General features: G+C 66.8%; 17 protein-coding genes. 4 read left to right on the top strand and 13 right to left on the bottom strand.

All coding sequences use genetic code 11. The annotated features are described in order from the left end of the window. Positions 1-217: 217 nt before the first annotated feature. Genes Q0A15_RS03715 through Q0A15_RS03700 form a run of 4 tightly spaced genes read right to left on the bottom strand, consistent with a single transcriptional unit; the run spans position 218 to position 3,480 of the window. Positions 218-646, bottom strand: coding sequence for an HIT family protein (locus Q0A15_RS03715; RefSeq protein ID WP_291278190.1), 429 nt, complete (start codon positions 644-646; stop codon positions 218-220). Between the two features lie 47 nt (positions 647-693). Then, positions 694-1,911, bottom strand: a complete 1,218-nt coding sequence (locus Q0A15_RS03710; RefSeq protein WP_291278189.1) for an NAD(P)-dependent alcohol dehydrogenase — start codon at positions 1,909-1,911, stop codon at positions 694-696. 10 nt (positions 1,912-1,921) lie between these two features. Continuing rightward, complete coding sequence (locus tag Q0A15_RS03705) at positions 1,922-2,800, bottom strand: sulfurtransferase (protein WP_291278188.1); 879 nt, start codon at positions 2,798-2,800, stop codon at positions 1,922-1,924. Between the two features lie 2 nt (positions 2,801-2,802). Next, positions 2,803-3,480: an MBL fold metallo-hydrolase gene (locus Q0A15_RS03700; RefSeq protein WP_291278187.1), complete on the bottom strand. Its 678-nt coding sequence runs from the start codon at positions 3,478-3,480 to the stop codon at positions 2,803-2,805. Between the two features lie 279 nt (positions 3,481-3,759). Here Q0A15_RS03700 and Q0A15_RS03695 point away from each other — a divergent pair, with 279 nt between their 5' ends. Together Q0A15_RS03695 and Q0A15_RS03690 are read left to right on the top strand one after the other, a co-directional pair. Further along, the gene (locus Q0A15_RS03695) at positions 3,760-4,167 is read left to right on the top strand and encodes a Fur family transcriptional regulator (protein ID WP_291278186.1); all 408 of its coding nucleotides are present in this window, start codon (positions 3,760-3,762) and stop codon (positions 4,165-4,167) included. 50 nt (positions 4,168-4,217) lie between these two features. After that, positions 4,218-4,490: a hypothetical protein gene (locus Q0A15_RS03690; protein WP_291278185.1), complete on the top strand. Its 273-nt coding sequence runs from the start codon at positions 4,218-4,220 to the stop codon at positions 4,488-4,490. On the opposite strand, the gene glgX is transcribed toward Q0A15_RS03690, so the two are convergent. The 9 genes from glgX to Q0A15_RS03645 form a co-directional block, all read right to left on the bottom strand. Next, positions 4,487-6,760: a glycogen debranching protein GlgX gene (gene glgX, locus Q0A15_RS03685; protein ID WP_291278184.1), complete on the bottom strand. Its 2,274-nt coding sequence runs from the start codon at positions 6,758-6,760 to the stop codon at positions 4,487-4,489. The two genes, Q0A15_RS03690 and glgX, sit on opposite strands and share 4 nt — an antisense overlap. Next, positions 6,682-8,202 carry a glycogen synthase GlgA gene (gene glgA / locus Q0A15_RS03680; protein WP_291278183.1) on the bottom strand — a complete coding sequence of 507 codons (1,521 nt, stop codon included), beginning with the start codon at positions 8,200-8,202 and terminating at the stop codon, positions 6,682-6,684. The genes glgX and glgA overlap by 79 nt, the downstream gene beginning before the upstream one ends. 2 nt (positions 8,203-8,204) lie before the next feature. Next, positions 8,205-9,512 carry a glucose-1-phosphate adenylyltransferase gene (glgC, locus tag Q0A15_RS03675; protein ID WP_291278182.1) on the bottom strand — a complete coding sequence of 436 codons (1,308 nt, stop codon included), beginning with the start codon at positions 9,510-9,512 and terminating at the stop codon, positions 8,205-8,207. Then, positions 9,509-11,725, bottom strand: coding sequence for a 1,4-alpha-glucan branching protein GlgB (gene glgB / locus Q0A15_RS03670; protein WP_291278181.1), 2,217 nt, complete (start codon positions 11,723-11,725; stop codon positions 9,509-9,511). The genes glgC and glgB overlap by 4 nt, the downstream gene beginning before the upstream one ends. Positions 11,726-11,829: 104 nt before the next feature. After that, positions 11,830-14,241 (bottom strand): glycogen/starch/alpha-glucan phosphorylase, encoded by a 2,412-nt coding sequence (locus Q0A15_RS03665; RefSeq protein WP_291278180.1) that lies wholly within the window; start codon positions 14,239-14,241, stop codon positions 11,830-11,832. Between the two features lie 59 nt (positions 14,242-14,300). Continuing rightward, the gene (locus tag Q0A15_RS03660) at positions 14,301-15,164 is read right to left on the bottom strand and encodes a metal ABC transporter permease (protein WP_291278179.1); all 864 of its coding nucleotides are present in this window, start codon (positions 15,162-15,164) and stop codon (positions 14,301-14,303) included. Next, positions 15,161-15,997: a metal ABC transporter ATP-binding protein gene (locus Q0A15_RS03655; RefSeq protein ID WP_291278178.1), complete on the bottom strand. Its 837-nt coding sequence runs from the start codon at positions 15,995-15,997 to the stop codon at positions 15,161-15,163. Before Q0A15_RS03655 ends, Q0A15_RS03660 begins: the two co-directional genes overlap by 4 nt. 66 nt (positions 15,998-16,063) lie before the next feature. Beyond that, a complete protein-coding gene (locus tag Q0A15_RS03650; protein ID WP_291278177.1) occupies positions 16,064-17,134 on the bottom strand; it encodes a hemolysin family protein in 1,071 nt (356 codons plus the stop codon). Further along, positions 17,131-18,501, bottom strand: a complete 1,371-nt coding sequence (locus Q0A15_RS03645) for a hemolysin family protein (RefSeq protein WP_291278176.1) — start codon at positions 18,499-18,501, stop codon at positions 17,131-17,133. Before Q0A15_RS03645 ends, Q0A15_RS03650 begins: the two co-directional genes overlap by 4 nt. Positions 18,502-18,933: 432 nt before the next feature. Here Q0A15_RS03645 and Q0A15_RS03640 point away from each other — a divergent pair, with 432 nt between their 5' ends. Both Q0A15_RS03640 and Q0A15_RS03635 read left to right on the top strand, forming a co-directional pair. Next, entirely contained in the window at positions 18,934-22,767 is a 3,834-nt protein-coding gene (locus Q0A15_RS03640; protein WP_291278175.1) for a multifunctional oxoglutarate decarboxylase/oxoglutarate dehydrogenase thiamine pyrophosphate-binding subunit/dihydrolipoyllysine-residue succinyltransferase subunit, read from the top strand. 83 nt (positions 22,768-22,850) lie between these two features. Further along, complete coding sequence (locus Q0A15_RS03635) at positions 22,851-23,453, top strand: GDSL-type esterase/lipase family protein (RefSeq protein ID WP_291278174.1); 603 nt, start codon at positions 22,851-22,853, stop codon at positions 23,451-23,453. Positions 23,454-23,555: the final 102 nt, after the last annotated feature.

Below are 23,555 nucleotides of genomic sequence, written 5' to 3'. Positions count from 1 at the left end.
TCGGCCGCCGGCTTGACAGAACCAATGCGGTCGAAGGCTTCCATGAATTCCGCCCGCAATGCAGCGGTTTCGGTTCGAGATGACACGGTGGTCGCAGCTCCTCAAGTAGAGGTGTTGCAACCACCGGTTGAGACCGCCGCGAAATCACGGTCATTTCGCTGAAGTTGGGAATCCGGCTGAAGTTGCGTCCAGGTCAGCCGTGCGATCGGGCCCGCAGTCAGTCCTGCGGGACGTTGCCGCCGTGGCCCTGCTTGACCAGCTCGGCCCGCAGTGTGGCCAGGGCTGCGTCGAATTCCTCAGCGGGCACATCGGTGCGGGCGCGGGAGAGATCGAAGTCCTCCAACGAGTTGGTGGGCCACACATGCACGTGCAGGTGGTTCACCTCGAAGCCCGCGATCTCCAGGCCCGCGCGTTCGGACCCGAAGGCCGGGATCTGGGCCTTGCCGATCAGGTGCGCCACGGTGGTCAGATGCGCCACGAGTTCGGGTGAGGCATCGGTCCACTTGTCGATCTCCTGACGCGGCACCACGAGCGTGTGACCCGTGGTGAGAGGTCCGATGGAGAGGAAGGCGACGCAGGTGTCGTCGGAGTAGACGAAGCGTCCGGGAAGCTCGCCGTCGATGATCTTGGTGAAGAGGGTGGCCACGGTGGTGTGCTCCTTGGGTTCGGTCGGGTGAGTGGAGTCAGGGTGGGTCAGATGGTGGTCGCGTCCAGCACGAAGCGGTAGCGGACGTCGCCGGCCACCATCCGGTCCCATGCTTCATCCAATTGGGAAGCAGAGACGACCTCCACGTCGGAGGTCACGCCGTGTTCGGCACAGAAGTCCAGCATGTCCCGGGTCTCGGCGACGCCGCCGATCTTGGAACCGAACAGGGTCAGACCGCGCCGGGAGAGCTGCGCGGAGTCGACGTCCAGGGAGGCCACGTCGGCCGGGGGCATCCCGATCAGCGCCAGCTTCCCCACACCGGAACGCAACAGGGACAGGAACGTGTTCACGTCGTGTCCTGCGGCGATGGCGTCCACGATCACATCGAAGGCCTGGGCCCTCTCCTTCAACGCGGCCTCGTCCGAGGTCAGCACCACCTCGTGCGCTCCCAGGTCCAGGGCCGCTTGGGTCTTGGACTCCGAGTGTGTCAGGGCGGTGACGGTGGCCCCCATGGCCACGGCGATCTTCACGGCGAGGTGTCCCAGGCCGCCGATTCCGGCCACGGCCACCCGCGAGCCCGGGCCCACGCCGGCCGCGGCCAGCGGTGAGTAGGTGGTGATGCCCGCGCACAGCAGTGGTGCGGCGCCCGCGGGGTCCAATCCCTCGGGAAGCGCGTAGACGAAATCCTCCGCGGTCACGACCGTGCGCGCGTATCCGCCCTGCGTCCGTTCACCGTGGAAGCGGTCCCAGGCGGCATACGTGGACACGCTCCCGCCGTTGCTGCAGTACATCTCTCGCCCCGCCGTGCACTGGTCACACTCGCGACAGGAGGCCACCATGACGCCGACGCCTACGCGGTCCCCTGGTTTGAAGGCGGTGACGGCCGCCCCCACGGCTGCAACCCGCCCCACGATCTCATGCCCTGGGACCAGCGGCATGGCGCGGACGCCCCACTCCCCTCGTCCTGCATGAACATCCGAATGGCAGAGGCCGCAGTACTCGATCTCGATGACCACGTCATGTGCATCCGGGCTGCGACGAGGGATGAACACGTCCTCGAAGGAGCCACCCAGGGTGCGCACGCCGCGGGCCGCGGTGACGTGCCCCTCGCCGCGTGAGGCTGCGGAGAGCGCGTCTGTCAGGGGTTGCGGGTCGCCCTCGGGATTCGTGGCGGGCGCCTCGGTAGAGGACACCGGCTCGGGCAGGTCGATTCCCTGCCGAAGGGCGGCCAGCGTGTTCAGATCGGGGCGGCGGATCAACGACATACTCACGACCCTAGTCGGCCCCGTCGGGCAGCGGGCCCACCGCCACGGGGCGGGCAGGATCCGACGACCATTGCGACCACGAACCCGGGTACAACGCCGCGTCGATCCCCGCCACGGCGAGCGCGAACACTTGGTGCGAGGCCGTGACACCGGACCCGCAATACGCACCGACCCGCACCCCTGGGGTGGCGCCCAGGTCCGCGAAGCGGGCCGCGAGGTGGTCGGCGTCGCGGAAGCACCCGTCGTGGGCAAGGTTGGCTGCGGTGGGCGCGCTCAGCGCACCCGGGATGTGCCCCGCGCGGGGGTCCATGGGCTCCGTCTCTCCGCGGTAGCGCTCCCCCGCCCGCGCATCCAACAGCACGCCGTCCGCGGCCAGCGCTGCGGCGTCGTCGGCACTCAGCACGGGCATGTGGCCCCAGCCCGGGCCGGCCGGGTCGGTTGTGCCCGACGGCGGGGCTGCGGCGCCCGCCGTCGTCTCCCCGCCGTGACGAATCCAGGCGGCGAGGCCGCCGTCGAGCATTCTGGCGGGCAGGCCCGCGTGCCGGGCCAGCCACCAGCCTCGGGCCGCAGACATGCCACCCAGGTCGTCGTAGAAGACCAGTTCCTGGCCTCCGCTCACGCCCCAGCGAGCCACCGTCTCGGCGAAGTCTTCGGGAGTCGGCAGCGGGTGCCTGCCCTGCTCAGACGAAGGGGACGACGCGAGCTCGGTGGCCAGGTCCACGAAGGTCGCACCGGGCAGGTGAGCTCTCAGGTAGTCGTCGTATCCCACGGGGCGCTCCGGGTGCTCGGGGCCGGAGGTCAGATGCCAGCGGATGTCCAGCAGCGTGGGCGGGTCGGCACCCTTCAAGGCCGCATCGAGCTCGGCCGCGCTGATGAGCGGGGAGGCCACGGTCACACCGTCACCGTGGTGCCTTCCGGCCACGCCGCGTAGACGGTGCCGGTGCGCCCGCCCAGGTTGGTCAGCTGCTTGCCGACGATCCCCTGGCCCGCCTCGGACAACGGTGCGTCGTGGATGCTGTAGGCGCGCCGTGCCCGCACGGCCGCGATGAAGTCCACCACCTCTTGGGTCTTGGACCAGGGCGCCCAGGCGGGTACCAGGAGGACGTCGAGGTTCGCTGGGCCGGCCGGGACCACCAGGGAATCCCCGGGATGGTAGACGGAGCCTTCGAGGACGTAACCCAGGTTGTCGATGGTGCGGATCAGCGGGTGGATCAGCGCGTGTTGGCCGCCCACCGTGCGCACCGGGACGCCGAGGATCTCCACCTCGTCGTTGGGGTGCAGGGTGACCAGGCTGTCCTGGAAGGCTGCGGCGTCGTCGCGGGCGCCGAGGGTCGCGATGACGTCGGCAGGGCCACAGACCGGCACCTCCGGATGGTTCTTGAGGAAGTCCGCCACCAGATCCTCGTCCAGGTGGTCGGGATGCCCATGCGTGAGCAGGATGGCGTCCGTACCCTCCAGCGCTTCGGAGGAGTTGGAGAGGTTGCCCGGGTCGATGGTCAAGGTGACCGCCTGCGCGTCCACCTCGGTGGTGACGCGAAGACAAGAATGGCCGTACTTGGTGAGCTCCATGACCCCACCCTAGTCATCGCCGGGCCTGGTGACACCCTCCGGACCCGTCGTTGCTGCGCCTGCACATCCTGGACCACGAGGACCACACCATGATGCGCCACGTCGTGGTGCTCCCACCAGATGTGTTGGCGCTGCACGAAGAACACCGAGGCGGCGGGCACGGAGGGCACTGACGAGTGGAGAAATCCTGGGCGTCCCCCGCTGAGCCCGGAACCATCGACGGCCTCTTGGTGTCGTACGGCACGGCGCTGCAAGCATTCCGGCCCTAAACTGGACGGTATGGATGCGCAGCCGGCTCGCAGGGTCACACGCCAACGCACCGCGCTGGCTCAAGAACTGGATCGTCATGCCGACTTCCGTACGGCCCAGGAGATCCACTCCTGCCTGGCCGAACACGGCGAGAAGGTCTCCCTGGCCACCGTCTACCGCACGCTGCAGCAGATGAGCGACGACGGCGAGGTGGACGCGCTGCGGCGCGACGACGGCGAGACCTCCTTCCGCAAGTGCGCCGACGAGTCCCATCACCACCACCTGGTCTGCCGGGTCTGTGGGGCCACAGAGGAGATCGAGGCGCCCGAGGTGGAGGCGTGGGCAGCGTCGGTGGCCGCGCGCTTCGGATACTCACGCGTGGGACACACCGTGGAGCTGACGGGTGTCTGCGGGAACTGCACGGCCGCGGGCAAGTGAACTCCCTCCCCGTGCCCAAGCGTGGGAAGCCGAGTGAGAGAATGGGGAGCATGTCCCGACCCAAGACCGTTGACACCAAGACCGGCAAATCCCGTAAGTCCGTCCCGGGCCGCCCCGTGGCGCGCTTCTCCAACCTCTTGGAGGCCATCGGCGCAGTGGTGCTGTTGGCCTGGGGTGTCACTAGCTTCCCGCTGGGCCACCCCATCCTTGGCGTGATCCTGCTGGTCCTCGGATTGTTCGTGAGCTGGGTGACCGTGCGCGAATTCATGGGCCACGGTTTGGGCAAGGCACCCAACGGCTCGCCGGACGACAGCAAGAACTAGCCCCGACAGAACACCACCACGGACTGTTCGGCAACCGCGTAGGATCCGTCGATCGGCGTCTCCGCGCCGAGTTCCGCCCGCGCAGTGTCCACCTCCAGCCGCCACGTGCCGATGGCGCCATGGTCCGATGACGGCAACACGAAGTCCACATCGCATCCCGTGTTGAGGATGACCAAGACCTGGTCCGCCATGGCCTCGCCGTCCGGGTCACCCGCGGCACCGCGCAGCACCACGCCGATCGCGTGGAAGTCCGCGCGGTCCCAATCGGCGGGCGTCGGCTTTCCCCCATCCGGCCTGTACCACCGAACGTCGCGGAGCCCGTCGGCCCGCTCGCCTCCGTGCAGGAAGGTGCGCTGGCGCAACACCGGAAGGCGACGTCGCACATCGATCAGCCTGCCGACCAGACCGGGAAGCTCGGGGTCCGCCGCGTCCCGGCCCACCCCTGACCAGTCAACCCAGCCCATCTCGTTGTCCTGGGCGTAGGCGTTGTTGTTCCCGGCCTGCGAATTACCCATCTCATCACCAGCCAGCAGCATGGGGACGCCTTGGCTGAGAAGCAACGTGGCCAGCATGGCCCGCACGCGCCTGGTCCGCGCGGCCAGGACCGCGGGATCGTCCGTTGGCCCCTCGACACCGAGGTTGGCTGAGAAGTTCTCCCCGTGGCCGTCGGCGCCGTTCTCCCCGTTGGCCTCGTTATGACGTTCGTTGTAGGAGACCACATCGGCCAACGTGAAACCGTCGTGCGCGCTCAGGAAGTTCACCGAGGCCGTGGCGGAACGAACCCCGGTGTCGAAGACATTCGCGGACCCCAGCAGCAGGGAGCCCAGGTTGGTGCCGCCCACCGATTCCCCGCGCCATAGTCTGCGCACGCCGTCCCGGAAGGTGTCGTTCCACTCCGAGAACGGCTCAGGGAACTCACCGAGACGGTACCCGCCCGGCCCGATGTCCCACGGTTCCGCGATCAGTTTGGTTCCGGCCAACACAGGATCCTGCGCGATCGCTTGGAAGAAGGCGCTCTGCGTGTCGAACCCGAACGGCCCACGGCCCAGCGTGGCCCCCAGATCGAAGCGGAAACCGTCCACGCCGAAGTGTTGAACCCAGTGCCGAAGGCTGTCCATCACCAGCCGCAGCATGGCCGGCCGATGCACGCCGAGCGTGTTCCCCGTGCCGGTGTCGTTGATGTAGCCGAAGTCCTGATCGAGGCGGTAGTACCCGCGATTGTTCAGGCCGCGCGGACCCACCGTCGGCCCGTACTCGTCGCCCTCGCCCGAGTGGTTGTAGACCACATCGAGGATCACCTCGATGCCGGCAGCGTGCAGGGCATGCACCAGCTCTCGCAGCTCCGCGTCCGCTTGCTCGGGAACGCTCGCATAGCGTGGCTCGGGTGCGAACCAGGCCAGTGGCTGGTAGCCCCAATAGTTGCAGAGGCCCTTCTCCACCAGATGGCGATCGTCGAAGAAGGCCTGCAACGGCAGGAACTCGACGGCGTTCACGCCGAGTTCGCTCAGATGATCCACAATGGCCGGGTGCGCGGCGCCCAGGTAGGTTCCGCGAAGCTCCTCGGGGACGTCGGGGTGCGCGGCGCTCAGGCCCTTCACGTGCGCCTCGTAGACCACCAGGTCCGCCAACGCGTGGCCTGGGCGGTTGCCTGCGGGATCAGCACGGTCGCCTTCCGTGCCCGACGGCGGGGCCGCCACCGCGGCGACGATGCCCTTGGGGACCACACCCGCGCTGTCGCGCTCGCTCGGGACGTACGACGACGCGCCGGTGGAGGCGTCGGGTGATCCATCCTCCTCGTCCTCCACATAGCCGAGCATGAGCGGGTCCCATCGGAGCGGCCCGTCCAGCGCCCTCGCATACGGATCCACGAGCAGCTTCCGTGGGTTGTGGAGCAGGCCGGTCTCCGGGTCCCACGCACCGTGGGCGCGCAGCCCGTAACGGTCACCAGGGAACACACCCGAGATGTGGGCATACCAGACCTCGCCCTCGCGATACGGCAGGCCGCATCGCTCCTCCGGTCCGCAGAGGTCCCCTGCTGCGGAGGGGAACAGGCAGAACTCGATCGCCTCCGCTTCAGGCGCCCAGACGGCCACGTTCACGCCCTCGGCATCCGCGGTGACGCCCATGGGATAGGGGCGCCCACGCGTGATGCGACGGCCGGTAGGGTGATCGTCCCGGGGTACCTGCCGCGTCAACGCTCCGGCCCCGTGCCGGCCTGAGCCGCCAGCCGTTCGAACAAGTGGGCGTAGGTCGCAGCGGAGCGTCCCCACCCGACGTCGGCTCGCATGGCACCGTGTTGCAGCCGTTGCCAGTCCGCGGGATCCGAGTACAGGTCCACGGCCCGGCCCAGCGCGAACCCCAGACCGCCGGCGTCGATCGTCCCACCGCGTTCGGCGTCACCGAAGCTGAAGCCGGTCGCGGTACCCGCGTCCAGGTGCTCGGGGTCCGCGTCCACGACCGTATCCCTGAGCCCACCGGTGGCCGCCACCACCGGCAGCGTTCCGTAACGCTGACCATAGAGCTGGGTCAACCCGCACGGCTCGAATCGAGAGGGAACCAGGACCAGATCGCCACCGGCGTACATGCGGTGGCTCAAGGGCTCGTCGTAGCCGATCCGCACGCCGACGGAGCCCGGGAAACGCGCCGACAACTCCCGCAGCCCGGCCTCGTAATTCGGGTCGCCGGAGCCCAACACGGCCACCGCACCCCCACGGGCCAGGAAACCCGGCAGCGCATCGAGCAAGAGGTCCACGCCCTTCTGATGGGTCAGACGTGTGACCACCACGGCCAGGGGTCCCTTCGGGGAGTTCAGGCCGAATTCCCGGCACAGCGAGTCGCGGTCCTCGGCCTTGCCGGAGACGTCCTGAGCGGAGAACGGCGTCGGTAGGTGCTGGTCGGTCGCGGGATCCCACACCGCGGTGTCGATCCCGTTCACGATGCCGGACATCTCCCCACGGTCCAGGCGCATCCGAGCCACCCCGTCCAGGCCGAACCCGAACTCCGGTGTAGCCAGTTCTCGCGCATAGCTGGGGCTCACCGTGGTGACGTGCGAAGCGTGCATCATGCCGGCCTTCAGGGTGGACACCAGTCCGTTGTATTCCAAGGCCTCCGAATGGAAATCCCACGTCGGCAGGCGGACATGGTCCAGCTGGTCCGGCCCGAACACGCCCTGGAAGGCAATGTTGTGAATGGTCATCACGCTGGGCACATTGCTCCCGGCGTATCTGAGATAGGAGGGAACCAGCCCGGCCTGCCAATCGTGCGCGTGGACCAGATCGGGGCGCCAGCCCTCAGATGTCCCCTCGATCGCGATCCGTGCACCCACCCACGACAGCGCGGCGAAGCGCACATGATTGTCCGGGTGGTCGTATCCGTTCATGTTGTACGGGCCGCCTGGCCGGTCGAAGAGGTGCGGGGCCTCCAGGAGCAGGACGGCCAGCCCGTCCAGGGTCCCGAGATGCACCGTCGCGGGGCCACCGAACAGGTCGGGATCTGACCACACAACTGACAACTCGCCGGCCGCGCCCACCCGATCGAGCAGGCCGGGGTAGGCCGGGAGCAGCACACGCGATTCCCAGCCCAAGGGCTCCAGCGCCCCGGGCAGCGCGCCGACAACATCCGCCAGGCCACCCGTCTTGATCAGGGGCACGCACTCCGAAGCGACGGACAGGACCCGCCGCACGGGAGCCACCGGCTTTCTCTTGACTGCCACGCTCACTCCCCCAGGCCGGCGGCGCGCTCGTCCAGCATGGGCTGCGTGATCAGCACGATCCCGTCGTCGGTACGCCGGAACCAGCGGGCGTCCTCGACCGGGTCCTCACCCACCACCAGGCCCTCGGGAATGTGCACGCGCGAATCGATCACACAGTTCGTCAGTCGTGCACTGCGTTCGATGTGCACGCCGGGAAGAACCACCGTGTGATCCAAGGTCGTGTACGAGCGCACGCGTGTGTTCGTGGAGATCAGCGAGTTGCGCACCTCGGAACCGGAGATGATGGTGCCACCGGCGATGAGCGACTGCAGCGCCTGGCCGCGCCTGTCGTCATCGTCGTGGATGAACTTGGCCGGCGGGACGAGCTCCGAATACGTCCAGATCGGCCACGAGTTGTCGTACAGGTCCAGGGCAGGAACGAACTCGGTGAGGTCGATATTGGCCCGCCAGAAGGCGTCCACGGTGCCCACGTCACGCCAGTAGGGTTCCGTCTCCAGTCCGTTCATCACGCAGGAGTCCTCGAAGCGGTGGGAATAGGCTCTCCCGTCCTTGACCAGCTTCGGGATGATGTCGTGGCCGAAGTCGTGCTTGGACGTCAGGTCAGCGGCGTCGTCCAGCAGCACCTGCCGCAGCAGTTTCCAGTCGAAGACGTAGATACCCATGGAGGCCAAGGCCTTGTCCGGGTCCTCCGGTGTACCGGGCGGATCGGCCGGCTTCTCGAGGAAATCCACGATCCGGCCGGTGGCATCGACATGCATCACACCGAAGCCGCTCGCTTCCTCACGGGGAACGGTGAGGCAGCCCACCGTGACGGCTGCGCCCGAATCGACATGCTGACGCAGCATGATCTCGTAGTCCATCTTGTAGATGTGGTCTCCCGCCAACACCACGACGTAGTTGACGTTGTAGTCGTCCACGATGTCGATGTTCTGCGTCACGGCGTCCGCCGTGCCCATGTACCACTTGGTCTCGGCAACGCGCTGGCTGGCGGGCAGGATGTCCAGGTACTCGTTGCGCTCTTCACGGAAGAAGTTCCAGCCACGCTGCAGGTGACGGATCAGGGAGTGAGCCTTGTATTGGGTGGCCACCGCGATGCGGCGGATACCTGAGTTCAGTGCGTTGGACAGAGGGAAGTCGATGATGCGTGACTTGCCGCCGAAGTGCACGGCTGGTTTGGCGCGCCTGTCGGTGAGTTCCTGCAGTCTGGAACCGCGGCCTCCGGCCAGCACGAAGGCCATGGCCTGATTCGACAGCCTGTGTGAGGCGCCGCTGGAGCGTACCGGCTGTGGGACATGGGGAGATGGACTCATGACTGATCCTCCACAAAATAGGTTGCCGACAACGGCGGTAGGTTGAGCACGGCGGATTGGGCTTCTGTCCCCGCTGCCACGGGTTCGGTCTCGATGGCGCCGGCGTTTCCGCGATCGGCCCCGCCGTAATGTGCCGAATCGGTGTTGATCGCCTCGATCCAACGTCCGGGCACAGGGAAGGGCACGCGGTAGCCAGTGCGTTCCACGGGCGTCAGGTTGAGCACCACCACCACGTGAGCATCGCCCGGTGCTCCGCGGCGCAACCACGCGTAGACCTGCTCATCCACCGCATCGACGATGAGCCACTGGAAACCACGAGGATCGCTGTCTCGCAGGTGCAGCGCGGGCAGGTCGCGATAGAGCAGGTTGAGATCGCGCACCAGCGCCTTCACGCCGGCGTGCCCGGGGTCCTCCACCACACCCCAGTCCAGTTGGGACGCGAAATCCCATTCGGCGGGCTGCCCGAACTCCTGCCCCATGAACAGGAGTTTCTTTCCGGGATAGGCCCACATGTAGCCGTAGAAGGCCTTGAGGTTGCCCAGCTTGTCCGCATGGTTTCCGGGCATCCGTGCGTACATGGAGCCCTTGCCGTGAACCACCTCGTCGTGGCTGATGGGCAGCATGAACCGTTCGGTGAAGATGTAGGTCAGTCCGAAGGTGAGCTCGTCGGCATGGTGCTTGCGGTAGACGGGGTCCATGCCGAAGTAGCGCAGGGAGTCATTCATCCACCCGAGGTTCCACTTGTACCCGAAACCCAGGCCGCCCTCCTCCGCGGGGGCCGTGACGCCGGGGAAGGTGGTGGATTCCTCCGCCACGAGCACGGTGCCAGGGTGGTCCCGTGCCGCGAGGACGTTGGTCTCCCGCAAGAAATCGATGGCCTCGTAGTTCTCGCGGCCACCATCCTTGTTGGGGATCCATTCCCCGGGCTCACGCGAGTAGTCGCGATAGAGCATCGAGGCCACGGCATCCACGCGGAGCCCGTCCACGTGATACGTGTCCAACCAGTACTGTGCGTTGGCCACGAGGTAGTTCTTCACCTCCGGCCGCCCGTAATTGAAGATCAGCGTGTTCCAGTCGGGTTGGAAACCTCGGCGCGGATCCAAGTGCTCGTACAGGGCCGTGCCGTCGAAAAGACCCAGGCCGTGTGCGTCCGTGGGGAAATGTCCTGGAACCCAATCGAGCAGCACGCCGAGTCCCGCCCTGTGCGCGGCCTCGACGAAGGCGGAGAACTCCTGCGGAGTTCCGTAACGCACGGTGGGGGCGTACAAGCCGATGGGCTGGTAGCCCCACGAGCCGTCGAAGGGGAACTCGGAGACCGGCAGCACCTCGATGTGGGTGAAACCCATGTCCGCCGCGTAGTCAACCAGTTCGCGGGCCAATTCCAAATAGGACAAGGCGCGCTCGCCGGTCTCCGCCTCGGCGTCAGCCACCCTGCGCCACGAACCGAGGTGCACCTCGTAGACCGAGATCGGTGCGTCCACAGCATTGCGGGCGGCACGACGGCGGATCCACGCGTCGTCGTGCCACGCATGCGAGTCGATGCGTCTGACCACCGAGGCCGTTGCCGGCGGGTGCTCGGCGCCGAATCCGACGGGGTCGGCCTTCTGCGGCAGCTCTCGACCGTGGGAATCCAACAGGTCGTACTTGTAGGCGGTACCTTCCTCCAGCCCCGGCAGGAACAGTTCCCACACGCCGGTGGCACCGCGGGCCCGCATGGGATGGACCGTGGCGTCCCACGAGTTGAACTCACCCACCACGGACACCCTCCTGGCGGCGGGAGCCCAGACGGCGAAGTGCACACCCGGCACCTCTTCGTGGGTGATGAGGTGTGCGCCGAGCGCTTCCCAGAGGCGGTGGTGTTTACCCGCGCCGATCAGGTATTCGTCCACCTCACCGAGCACGGGCGAGAAGCGGTAGGGATCGTGGCGTTCCTCCATGTGACCTGCCGGGAACTGGACACGAAGTCGGTAGTAGGGCACCGACGGCCCGGCGAAGACGGAGGCCACTTCCGGGTGCTGGGAGAGCTCCGAGGAGTCCGTGCCGTTGACGGCCCACACGCGCTCGGCGCCTGGGATGTGCACCACGACACCGCTACCGTCCTCGGTGGGCCCCAGCGCCGCGAACGGGTCGCTGAGCACGCCGGAGACGATCTCGCGGACCAGTGCCGCATCCGGCAGATACCCGGGGCCGGTCTCCTCGGACCGTTTGACCATCTCGACTCCAACGTTCGGGGAAGCACTGTGTCCATCCAACCACCCCGAACCCGCTTTGTGTGATCGGGGGCACGGATTCTTTTACCGGAACCGGCCCCACCTCCTCACAGCGCGGAGTCGACCTCCCAGATCTTCTCCATGTATTCCTCCACGGCACGGTCGGAACTGAAGTAGCCCATACGCGCCACATTGAGCACCGCCATCCTCTGCCAATGCTCCGGATCGGAGTAGGCATCATCCACGCGATCCTGCGCTGCGTCGTAGGACTCGAAGTCCGAGGCCACGAGGAACCAGTCGCTGTTCCACATGTTGGCCAGCAGGCCGTCGTAACGGTGCGCGTCTCCCCCGGAGAACCGGCCCTCGGCGATCGCCGCCAGGACGTCACGTAGTGTCTGCGACGCCTCGAGCGCGGCGCGTGCATGCCCGTCACGGCCGCGTTCTGCCGCCACGTCATCAGCCGTGAGCCCGAAGAGGAAGAAGTTCTCCTCCCCGACCTGCTCCCGGATCTCGACGTTGGCTCCGTCCAGGGTGCCGATGGTCAGGGCGCCGTTGAGTGCGAACTTCATGTTGCCTGTGCCCGAGGCTTCCATGCCTGCCGTGGAGATCTGCTCGGAGAGGTCGGCGGCAGGGATCAGTCGCTCTGCGGCGCTCACGTTGTAGTTCGGGGCGAACACGACCCGAAGCAGGTCCCGGGTCTCGGGATCCTCATTGATCGTGGCCGCAACGTCGTTGATGAGCCGGATGATGTCCTTGGCCACGTGGTAGCTCGGCGCAGCCTTGCCGCCGAACACCTTGACGCGCGGCACCCAGCCGGCGTTCGGATCGCGCTTGATGCGCTGCCACCGTCCGATGGTCCACAGAATGTTCATGAGTTGGCGCTTGTACTCGTGCATGCGCTTGACCTGCACGTCGAACAAGGCGTTGACAGGAACGTCCATGCCATGGACCTCGCTCAGCCAGGTGACCGCTCGTTCCTTGGCCGCCGCCTTGGTGCGGCCGAAGGCGGCGAGGAACTCGGGATCGTCCACGTGAGCCTCGAGGCCACGAAGCTTCTCCAGGTCCGTCTCCCAGCCGGCGCCGATCCGTTCGGTGATGAGATCCGCCAGCGGCCGGTTCGCCAACTTCAGCCAGCGTCGAGGTGTCACGCCATTGGTGACGTTGACGATCCGGCCAGGGTGACGCCGATCCAGCTCCGGGAACAGGTCCTGTTTGACCAGATCGGTGTGCAGCGCGGAGACGCCGTTGACGCGGTGGCTGGTGGTGAAGGCGAGGTTGCCCATCCGCACCTGGCCGTCCCGGACCACGCCGGTCTCGGCCGCTTCTGGACCGTGAAGCTGCACCTCGCGACGGTCCAGCCGGTCGATGATCTGCAGGTGCCGCGGCAGCAAGTGGCGCATCAGGTCCACCGGCCAGTGTTCCAGCGCCTCCGGGAGCAACGTGTGGTTCGTGTAGCCGAGCACACGGGTCACGGTGTCCACGGCTGCATCGAAATCGAACCCGTGCTCGTCGAGCAGGATCCGGATCAGTTCCGGGCCGGCGATCGCCGGGTGCGTGTCGTTCATCTGGATCGCGGCGTGGTCCGGTAGCCGGCTCAGATCCGAATGCCCGTCCAGGTAGCGACGCACGATGTCCTGCACGGAGGCCGAGGTCAGGAAGTATTCCTGGGCCAGGCGCAGCTCCTTGCCGCTCTGGGAGGAGTCGTCCGGGTAGAGCACGCGGCACAGGCTGCGCGCGAGCACCTCGGATCTGGACGCGGAGACGAGTTGGCCCGAGTTGAAGCGGCCCAGGTCGAACAATGTGGCGTCCTCGAGGGGCGCCCACAGCCGTAGCGTGTTGGCCCAGCGACCGCCGAATCCTGCCACGGGCGTGTCGTGCGCCGCGGCGGGGACCATGGCGCCCGGCGTCCACACGTCACCGTCGGCGACCTGCCCGTACATTCCCACCCGATAGGCGGATTCGGGGCGCGGGAACTCCCATGGGTTCCCGGACGCCAGCCACGACTCGGGCACCTCGACCTGCCGGCCCTGATCGAAGAGCTGCTTGAAGAGGCCGTTCTCGTAGCGCAGCCCGTAACCGTAGCCGGGGCAACCCAGGGTCGACATGGATTCGAGGTAGCACGCGGCCAGACGGCCCAGACCGCCGTTGCCGAGTGCCGCGTCCGGTTCGTCCGCCAGCAGTCGCTCGAAGTCCAGCCCAAGGCCTTCGACGGCCTCCTGCGCCACGTCGCGAATGCCGAGATTGATGGCCGTGTCTTCCAACAGGCGGCCGATCAGGAACTCCATGGACAGGTAGTTCACGCGTTTACGGTCCTGGGCATAGGTCTGCCGTGTTGCGGCGAACCAGGGATCCAGGGCACGGTCGCGAATCACATGCGTCAGTGCGACGCGCCAGTTGTGCTCGGTTGCGTGGCTGGGGTCGGTGCCGACGCTGTAGTTCAGGTGGTGGAGTATCCGATTCCGGAAGTCCTCGGGGCTGCCGATCTGCGGTTCGTCGTGGCGTTCGGAAACGAAGGACATGAAACTCCAGTTGCTCTTGAGCCTTGAGGCGCCTGACGCGAGTCAAGCGATAGCTTAAGTCAAGCCGCAGTCGATAGGCGGTGACTGCGCTCCTTGGCGTTGCCGACAATTCGGCACACGATCCAGATCAGGAACGAGATGGTGGTGACGTACGGGCTCACCGGCAGCGTCCCGGCCAGGGCGAGCATGATGCCACCCACCACGGACACCACCGCGAACAGCACCGAGAGAAGTACCGCAGCGGCCGGCCTGGCCGTCAGCCTGAGCGCCGCAGCGGCCGGGGTGATCAACAAGGACAGCACCAGCAGGGCGCCCACCACTTGGATGGCCATGGCCACGGCCAGGCCGAGCAGCACCACGAAGGCCACCGAAAGGCTCCTCTGGGGAACCCCTCGAGCGGAGGCGAGCCACGGGTCGGTGGAGGCGAACATCAGCGGCCTCCAGATGAGGGCGAGGCCGAGCAGGACCACCGCAGCGCCGACGATCATGGTGGTCACCTTGGCTCCGTCCACGGCCACGATCTGACCGGTCAGGAGCCCGAACTTGTTGGCGCTGCGTCCCTGGTACAGGGACAGGAACAGGATGCCCAGTCCCAAGCCGAAGGGCATGAGCACGCCCGTGACGGCATTGCGTTCGCGGGCTCCGGCCCCGAGCAGGCCGAGCACCAGCGCGGCCACGACGGCGCCCACCACGGAGCCGCCAACCACGTCCACGCCGAGCAGGAGTGCCGCGGAGGCACCCGCGAAGCTCAGCTCGGAGATCCCGTGCACGGCGAATCCCATGTCCCGTGCCATGACGACCACACCGATCACGCCGCCGACGACACCGAGCACGGCGCCTGCCACCAGCGACGGCCAGAGCAGATCCAACAGCTCGCCATAGTCCTCGAAGGAGAAGACCCGCTCCCACAGATTCGCGTTCACGCGCCCGCCTCCTCGTCATGATCGTGATGCACGTGGTCCTCGCCACCCAGGATCGCCAACCTGTCCCCCACGCGCACCACATCGACGCGGCGGCCGAAGAGATCGCTCAAGGATTCCGTGGTGATGACCTCGTCGGGGGCCCCCACCCGGAACCGACCCTGAGCCAGATACAGCACCCGGTCAACGTAGGGCAGCACGGGGTTGATCTCGTGGGTGATGAACAGGACGGCTGCTTGTTCCTGCTTGGCCTGTTCCGCGATGAGCTGGGTGATCTCCTGCTGGTGACGCACATCGAGGCTGAGCAACGGCTCGTCGCACAGCATGACGGCGGGCGAGGAGACCAACGCCTGAGCGGCCCGGAGCCGCTGTTGTTCCCCGCCTGAGAGCGTCCAGACGGGACGCTCGGCGAATGCGGTGGCTCCGACCCGCTCCAGCATGGCGTCCACGCGGGCGCGGTCGGCCTTGCGCCGCGAGTCCAACCAGGCCGGGCCCCAGCGCGTTCCGTCCAACCCTTGCCGAACAAGGTCCCGGCCACGCAGCGGAGTCCCCTCCGGAAGCGGACGTTGCTGAGGAATCACCCCGACACCTCCGCTGGTGGAGCCACGCTGCCGCCCCACCGGGGTTCCGCCGACATGGGCGGTACCCGCGCTGAGCCGGACGAGGCCGAGCAGGGCCTTGATCAACGTGGTCTTACCGGAACCGTTGGGCCCCAGCACGGCCACGAACTCTCCCGGCGCCACGTCCAGGTCCAGCCCCTCCCAGAGGGTTCTGTCTCCGAAACGAACCGCGGCTCCCCTGAGGGAGACGGCAGAAGTGGTGGACCCGGGAGTCATGAACGGAACCTCGCGAACGGCGGATAAATGAGAATTGTTCTCATCCTACCGGCCACGTGGCGGTGCTCAGTACTCCTGACCGAGCGAATAGCGCCGAGCGCCGTGTTGCTGAGTCACATCGTTGATGGTGCCCACCAGCTTCTCCAGCACGTCCTCGAAGAACAGGATCCCCACCGTCCGGTGTTCGGCGTCCAGGACGCGAGCCACGTGGGTCCGCATCCGTTGCATGGTCTCCAGCGCGTCCTCCACTTCGACGTCCGTGTGGAAGTTGGACAGCGAACGCATCCTGGACAGCGGGATGGGGTGATCCGCACGCGCCTCCGGGATCGTCATGACGTCCTTCAGGTGCAGGTAGCCGGCCAGTTGGCCGTCGTCTTCCACCATCACGAAACGGGAGAATCCGGTCCGCCCCACCACGCGTTCGAATTCGTCAGGCGTGGTGCCCACCGGCAGCGTCACGACGTCGTCGAAGGGCACGGCGATGGACCCGACGGTCTCCTCCGTGAACTCGAACGCGGAGTGCAGCAGTCCCGCGTCATCCTCCACCAGGCCTTGCTTGGTGGATTCCTCCACGATGGACTGCACCTCCTCCAGCGTGTACGTCGAGGACACCTCGTCCTTGGGTTCAACGCCCAGCGCCCTGACCGCATGGTTGGCCAGCCAGTTCAGCGCACGAGTGACCGGCTTGATCGCCACGGCGACCCAGTGCAGCGGTGTGGCGAGGATCAACACGGCCTTGTCCGCAGCGGAGACCGAGATGTTCTTCGGTACCGTCTCGCCGAGGCTCACGTGCAGGAAGGTCACCAGCACCAGGGCGATGATGAACGCGACGGTGTCGGCCAGACCGTGCGGCAGACCCCAGGACACCAGCGGTCCCGCGATCAAATGGTGAATGGCCGGTTCGGAGACGTTGAGAATCAACAGCGAACAGACCGTGATACCCAGCTGGCACACGGCCAGCATGATGGTCACATGTTCCATGGCGTAGAGGGCGGTCTTGGCCCGCTTGGACCCCGCCTCCGCGCGCGGCTCGATCTGAGACCTGCGCGCGGACATCACCGCGAACTCGGCTCCGACGAAGAAGGCGTTGCCGAGCAGCAGCACCACGAGCCAGATCAATCCCATCCAGTCGCTCATGCCGCACCCCCCGCCACGTCGTCGGCGGCCGCCGAGGGCACCTCAGCCGGCCTGGAGGGGGTCGGCTGCTGAGGTGCATCCGGAACGAATTCGATGCGGTCCACACGGAACCCGTCCATCGCGCTCACCCTGAGCACTCCGCCTTCCGACGCCACCTCGTCTCCACGATCCGGGATGCGCCCCAGCCGCGTCATGATCAGCCCACCCATGGTCTCGTAGTCGGGCCCTTCCTCCGCGACGAGGCCCGGGATCTGTTCCGTTGCCTCGTCGGGACGCAGCAGTCCGGGGAAGAACCAACTGCCGTCTGCCGACTGCAGCACACCGGCCGGACGCCGGTCGTGCTCGTCCGCGACATCGCCGACGATCTCTTCAACCAGGTCCTCCAACGTCACCATGCCTGCGGTGCCGCCGTATTCATCGAGCACCACGGCCATCTGCAGATTGGCCGTCCGCAGCACGCCGATCAGATCGTCCAGATGCACGGTCTCCGGAACGGAGGCCACGTCGGACATGATGGTCGCTGCGACGAGTTCGTCGCGCCGATCGCGTGGGACCGACACGGCCTTCTTCACATGCACAACGCCCCGAACCTCGTCCGGGGATTCGTCGATGACGAGGAAGCGGGAATAGCCACTGCGACGGGCGGTCTCGATGACCTCATCGAGAGGATCTTCCGCCTGGACCGTCTCCATGCGGATGCGTGGCGTCATGACGTCGGCAGCACTGCGCTCACCGAAGACCAACGTGCGCTCCAGGAAGCGGGCCGTGTCAGCCTCGACCGTACCCAGCTGAGCAGATCGCTTCAGGAGGCTGGAGAGTTCGGCGGGGGTACGCGCCCCGGAGAGCTCTTCCTTGGCCTCGATCCCCATCAAGTGCAGCACTTTGTTGGCAAAGCCGTTGAGCAGCAGCACGATCGGCTTGAAAACGGCGGTGAAGACCAACTGTGGTCCTGCCAGATAGCGGCCGATCCTCAGCGGTTCCGCGATCACCAGGTTCTTGGGAATCAGTTCGCCAAGCAACATGGACAGGAACGTGGCCACGATCATGGCCACCACCAGTGACGTTGCACCGGAGGTCGCGTCGTTGAGCCCCATGCCGTCGAAGAGCGGCTTGAGCAGTTTTCCCAGGCTCGGTTCGATCACATAGCCGGTGAGCAGCGTGGTCAGGGTGATACCCAGCTGCACCGCGGAAAGCTGAGTCGAGAGGGTTCGCAGGCACTTCAGCAGGGGTTTGAGATGCGTATCACCCGAATCGACCGCACGTTGCACCGAGGTGACGTCGAGGGCCACGAAACAGAATTCGACGGCGACGAAGAAGGCCGTACCCAGGATGAGTACGAGGCCGACAGCGAGGAGGAGCCATTCCATCTACTTACGCACCCCCCAGGCTCCCGTCACCGCGACGTCAACCGCGGCAAGGCAAGTCAGTGTCCGTGTATTCGGACTAGAGGGCTCCGTTCTACTGGCGGAGCGGGGGCGGGTCCTTGGGGCGCCGGCGCGACGTCGCCAGGAGGCGACTGGCCGGCACAGAGAGTGGTCGTCCATAGTCGAACCATCATACCCGGCACGATGCCGAGACCAACCCACCGAACACGGCATTTAACAGACTCGATCAACTTCTACAAGTTGTCGAACTCAGAAACCCACAGGAATCACCCTCCAGGATTGGGTGTGCCGCCTCCGGAGTGGCTAAAGTGAGGTGTCAAAATGAGCGTGTCCATTTTCGGCGTGGTAGCCAGGCTGCCCACCGACAAGTGGGCCCCAGACGCACAAGCACCTGCGAAACGAGGCGTAATCAGCGTGCCAGAACTTTCCAACCACCGCTTGACCGAACTCTTCGGTGACAACGAGTGGCTCGTCGAGGAGCTCTACCAGCAATATCTGGCAGACAAGAACTCCGTGGACAAGAAGTGGTGGAGCGTCTTCGAGGAGCTCTCCGCCGCTGAAGCCACCCAGACTGCTGCAGCAGCCCCTGCTGCACCGAAGCACGCTGCGACCGAAGCCGCGGCGCCCGCCGCCGCAGCTCCCGCCGCTCCGGTCCCCGCCCAGAAGGCACCCGCCAACGCTGCATCGGCCAACGCTGCACCGGCCAAGGCCGGGGCCCCCGCGCCCAAGCCGGCGGCCGCTACCAAGCCGGCCGCGCCCTCGGCCGCAGCGAGCAACCGTGCCAGCAGCTCCGCCTCCGTGCGCACCAACAAGTCGACGCAGGCCGCCGTCCCCGCAGACCCGCAGAAGCCCAAGGCTTCCGGTCCCTCCGAGGAGATCGAGCTGCAGGTCCTGAAGGGTCCGGCCAAGGCCATCGCCAAGAACATGGAGGCCTCCCTCGAGGTCCCCACCGCCACCACGGTGCGTGCCGTTCCGGCCAAGCTCCTGATCGACAACCGCGTGGTCATCAACAACCACCTGCGCCGTGCCCGCGGCGGCAAGATCTCCTTCACACACCTGATCGGCTTCGCCGTCATCCGCGCGCTGAAGCTCAACCCGTCCATGAACGTCTCCTACGACGTGAAGGACAACAAGCCGGTCGCCGTGCACAACCCGCACGTGAACTTCGGCATCGCCATCGACATCCCCAAGCCTGACGGATCCCGTTCGCTGGTGGTGCCGAACCTCAAGGCGGCCGAGGCCATGGACTTCGCCACCTACTGGCACACCTATGAGGACCTGATCGCTCGTGGGCGCAACAACAAGCTCACCGCCGCCGACTACGCCGGCACCACGGTCTCCCTGACCAACCCCGGTGGCATCGGCACGGTGCATTCCGTGCCCCGCCTGTCCAAGGGCCAGGCCGCCATCATCGGCGTCGGTGCGCTCGACGTGCCCGCCGAGTACCGCGGTTCCTCCCAGGCCATGATCGACGCCATGGGTGTCGGCAAGATCATCACCCTGACCTCCACCTACGACCACCGCGTCATCCAGGGTGCGGGCTCGGGCGAGTTCCTGAAGGCCATCGAGACGCTGCTGCTCTCGGATGCCTTCTGGGACGAGATCTTCGAGGCCCTGCGCATCCCCTACGCCCCCATCCGGTGGAACCGCGACAACCAGGTGGACGCCGAGCTGCAGCTGAGCAAGGTGGCCCGGATCCAGCAGCTGATCCACGCCTTCCGCGAGCGTGGCCACCTGATGGCGGACACCAACCCTCTGGTCTACGTGCAGCGTTCCCACCCCGACCTGGAGATCGAGACCTACGGCCTCACCCTCTGGGACCTGGACCGCACGTGGGTCACCGGTGGTTTCGGCGGCAAGGACCGCCTCAAGCTGCGTGACATCCTCGGTGTGCTGCGTGACGCCTACTGCCGCACCTCCGGCATCGAGTACATGCACATCTCCGATCCGGAGCAGCGCGAGTGGTTCCAGGACAAGCTGGAGCGGCGTTACGAGGCCCCCGGCCACGACGAGCAGCTGCGCATCCTGGGCAAGCTGAACCAGGCCGAGGCCTTCGAGACCTTCCTGCAGACCAAGTTCGTTGGCCAGAAGCGCTTCTCGCTCGAGGGCGGCGAATCCCTGCTCCCGCTGCTGGACGCCATCATCTCCGATGCCGCCGATGCAGGACTGGACGAGGCCGCCATCGGCATGAGCCACCGTGGCCGCCTGAATGTGCTCACCAACATCGCAGGCAAGACCTACGCCCAGGTCTTCCGCGAATTCGAGGGCACCCAGGATCCGGCAGGCGTGCAGGGTTCCGGCGACGTGAAGTACCACCTGGGTACCGAGGGTTCCTTCACCTCGGAGTCCGGTAACTCGACCAAGATCTACCTGGCCGCCAACCCCTCCCACCTGGAGGCCGTGAACCCGGTCCTCGAGGGGATCACCCGCGCCAAGCAGGACGTCATCGACCGCGGCGAGAACGGCTACTCCGTGCTGCCGATCGCCGTCCACGGCGACGCGGCCTTCATCGGCCAGGGTGTGGTTCCGGAAACCCTGAACCTCTCCCAGCTGCGAGGGTACAAGACCGGTGGCACCATCCACGTGGTGGTGAACAACCAGGTCGGTTTCACGACTCCCCCGGCCTCCGGGCGTTCCGCGGAGTACACCACCGACATCTCCAAGTTCATCCAGGCCCCCGTCTTCCACGTCAACGGAGACGATCCCGAGGCCGTGGTGCACGTGGCCCAGTTGGCCTTCGAGTACCGCCAGCGCTTCCACCGTGACGTGGTCATCGACCTCATCTGCTACCGCCGCCGCGGACACAACGAGGGCGACGACCCGTCGATGACGCAGCCGCTGATGTACAACCTGATCGAGGCCAAGCGCTCCACCCGCCGCCTGTACACCGAGGCCCTCGTGGGCCGCGGTGACATCACCCAGGACGAGGCGGATCAGGTCGTCGCCGACTACAAGGCCCGGCTCGAGACCGTGTTCGTGGAGACCCACGTGGCCCAGACCACCTCGGTTCCCGCGCTGGATGCCAGCGGCGTCAATGGACTGGACTCCCCCCGCGCCCAGTCCGAGGCCGAGCAGCCCGAGGACCCCCGGGCGCACGACACCGCGATCTCCCCGGAGCGCGTTGCCCGTGTGGGCCAGGCCCATGCCGACGTCCCCGAGGGCTTCACGGTCCACCCGAAGCTCAAGCGCGTGCTGGATTCCCGCCTGAAGATGGCTTCAGAGGGCAACATCGATTGGGGTATGGCGGAAGCCATCGCCTTCGCCTCCATCGTGGAGGAGGGCATCCCGGTGCGTCTCACCGGCCAGGATTCCCGTCGCGGCACCTTTGTGCACCGCCACGCGGTCTTCCACGATCGCAACAACGACGACGAGTGGACCCCGCTGCGTCAGATCAGCGACGACCAGGCGCCGTTCATGATCTACGACTCCCCGCTCTCCGAGTACGCGGTGATGGGCTTCGAGTACGGCTACTCGGTGGAGCGCACGGACGCACTGGTGCTCTGGGAGGCTCAGTTCGGCGACTTCGCCGACGGCGCCCAGACCGTCATGGACGAGTTCATCTCCGCAGGCGAGCAGAAGTGGAACCAGCGTTCCTCGCTGGTGCTGCTGCTGCCGCACGGCTACGAGGGTCAGGGCCCGGACCACTCCTCCGCTCGCATCGAGCGCTACCTGCAGCTGTGCGCAGAGGAGAACATGCGGGTCATCAACCCGACCACCGGCGCCAACTATTTCCACGCGCTGCGTCGGCAGGCCCACCTGCGCCCCCGCAAGCCCCTGATCGTGTTCACCCCCAAGCAGCTGCTGCGGCTCAAGGCGGCCGCCCAGCCCATCGAGGCGTTCACGCAGGGTCAGTGGCAGCCGGTCATCCCCGACGCCGCGGTCGCCAGCTCCGAGAGCGTGGAACGCGTTCTGCTGGTCTCCGGTCGCCTGTACTACGACCTGTTGGCCCGCCAGCAGGCCGCCGGCGACACCAAGACCGCCATCGTGCGGGTGGAGCAGCTGTACCCGCTGCCCGCCGAAGCGATCGAGGCCGAGCTCGCCAAGTACCCCAACGCCACGGTGCGCTGGGTGCAGGACGAGCCCGCCAACCAGGGGCCGTGGCCATTCATGGCACTGAACCTGGTGCCCGGCCTCGACCGCACGGTCGCCCTGGTTTCCCGTCCCGCCTCCGCCGCGCCTTCCACGGGATCGCACAAGCGACACGATGCGGAATTGGAGCAGATCCTCACCGAGGCCTTCCAGGCCTGAGACCATGTGAGCACTCCCCCGGCGCCGGGCCTCAGGCCCGGCGCCGGGCGCATAGCCCCCAACCCGTGAAGGAAGCCTGAACCGTGGATACCCGTTCCCTGCGTCTTGTTGCCATCGGCGACGAACTCTTGGCCGGTCACGGGGACCCGCGCGGCCTCGGATGGTTCGGTCGCGTGCTGGCACGCACCCCGAGCGACCAGGTGCAGCTGGAGCCCTACGTTCTGGCCTCGCCCAAGGAGACCACCGAGGAATTGGCCGGGCGCTGGTTGGGCGAGGCCCAGCAACGCTTCGATCCGGACGGGGCCAACCGAGTGGTCGTGGCACTGTCCACGGCCGATGAGGAGCACGGGGTCTCCACCGCTCGCTCACGCCTCAACCTGGCCAACATCCTCGATGCCGCGACGCAACTGAGCCTCTCCGCCTTCGTGGTGGGCCCGCCGCCCACCCTGGACCCGGAACGCAACAAACGCATCAGCCAGCTGTCCACGGCCTTCGGGGACGTCACCACCCGTCGCAACCATTTCTACGTGGACACGTTCACGCCGCTCGAGGGCCATGAGCAGTTCCGTGCCGACCTGGCCGCGCACCGAGGGGTGCCGTCCCAGCAGGGACACGGCTTGATCGCGTGGCTGGTTCTTCACCGCGGCTGGTACCCCTGGCTGGGGATCACCGAACCGGAGGAATGACCCCGGTTTCCTCAGGTCTCCCGCCTCGTGGGAGAATGGATGAGTTGACCTCGGGTGTCCGCCCGCCGTGACCGGCGTAGTGACCCCGCACGAGAATCCGAC

The organism is Galactobacter sp. (genome assembly GCF_022712295.1).
Classification (GTDB): Bacteria; Actinomycetota; Actinomycetes; order Actinomycetales; family Micrococcaceae; genus Galactobacter.
Note: the sequence above shows the minus strand (reverse complement) of the source record. Positions and strands in the feature narration are given on the sequence as shown.

What these genes read in the sequence shown, in the direction of transcription:
- Q0A15_RS03695 (WP_291278186.1), top strand. Translation starts at nt 3,760, where the DNA reads ATGGATGCGCAGCCGGCTCGCAGGGTCACACGCCAACGCACCGCGCTG.
- glgB (WP_291278181.1), bottom strand. Translation starts at nt 11,725, where the DNA reads ATGGTCAAACGGTCCGAGGAGACCGGCCCCGGGTATCTGCCGGATGCG.
- Q0A15_RS03650 (WP_291278177.1), bottom strand. Translation starts at nt 17,134, where the DNA reads ATGAGCGACTGGATGGGATTGATCTGGCTCGTGGTGCTGCTGCTCGGC.
- Q0A15_RS03665 (WP_291278180.1), bottom strand. Translation starts at nt 14,241, where the DNA reads ATGTCCTTCGTTTCCGAACGCCACGACGAACCGCAGATCGGCAGCCCC.
- Q0A15_RS03645 (WP_291278176.1), bottom strand. Translation starts at nt 18,501, where the DNA reads ATGGAATGGCTCCTCCTCGCTGTCGGCCTCGTACTCATCCTGGGTACG.
- Q0A15_RS03655 (WP_291278178.1), bottom strand. Translation starts at nt 15,997, where the DNA reads ATGACTCCCGGGTCCACCACTTCTGCCGTCTCCCTCAGGGGAGCCGCG.
- Q0A15_RS03710 (WP_291278189.1), bottom strand. Translation starts at nt 1,911, where the DNA reads ATGTCGTTGATCCGCCGCCCCGATCTGAACACGCTGGCCGCCCTTCGG.
- Q0A15_RS03700 (WP_291278187.1), bottom strand. Translation starts at nt 3,480, where the DNA reads ATGGAGCTCACCAAGTACGGCCATTCTTGTCTTCGCGTCACCACCGAG.
- Q0A15_RS03690 (WP_291278185.1), top strand. Translation starts at nt 4,218, where the DNA reads ATGTCCCGACCCAAGACCGTTGACACCAAGACCGGCAAATCCCGTAAG.
- glgC (WP_291278182.1), bottom strand. Translation starts at nt 9,512, where the DNA reads ATGAGTCCATCTCCCCATGTCCCACAGCCGGTACGCTCCAGCGGCGCC.